This is a genomic window from Psychrobacter sp. T6-1 (genome assembly GCF_052258445.1).
The window spans coordinates 1-647 of record NZ_JBQQFC010000734.1; the positions used below are offsets into that span (position 1 = coordinate 1).

The window sequence follows — 647 nt, forward strand, 5'->3', positions numbered from 1 at the left end:
CCACGTTTGTTTGGCACGTTCGGGATGTCTTCACCCATCAGCCACAGTACCGAGTTGGTTGCAGACTTACGGCTAGAACCCGTACCAACCACATCACCAACATAGGCAAGTGGATGGCCTTTTTCTTTTAGCTCATCAATAAGTTTCATTGGACCGACAACGCCCTCTTCGTCAGCAGTGATGCCGTCGCGAGAGTTTTTGTGCATGGCTAATGAATGCAATGGGATGTCAGGACGGCTCCACGCATCTTGCGCTGGTGACAAGTCATCAGTGTTGGTTTCACCAGTCACTTTAAACGTTGTGTAAGTCGATTTCTGTGGTACCTCGGCACGGCCCGTGAACCATTCGGCATCGGCCCAAGACTGAACGACTTCTTTAGCAATAGTGTTGCCAGCTTCAGCTTTTTCAGTGACGTCATTAAAGGCATCAAACACTAGCAAAGTTTTCTTGAGTGCTTCGGCAGCGTCTTGAGCAACTTCGCTATCATCTAGTGCAGCAACTAGTGGCTGAACGTTGTAGCCACCTTGCATAGTACCTAAGATTTCAACGGCTTTTTGCTTACTGATAAGCGGTGATGATGCTTCACCTTTTAAGATAGCAGCTAAAAATGCAGCTTTTACGTAGGCCGCTTGGTCAACGCCAGCTGG

Annotated in this window: 1 pseudogene; it reads right to left on the reverse strand. The window is 48.4% G+C overall.

What is annotated here, in order from left to right:
* Positions 1-647: pseudogene (locus ACTXGO_RS15710) on the reverse strand (bifunctional aconitate hydratase 2/2-methylisocitrate dehydratase); the annotation flags it as partial.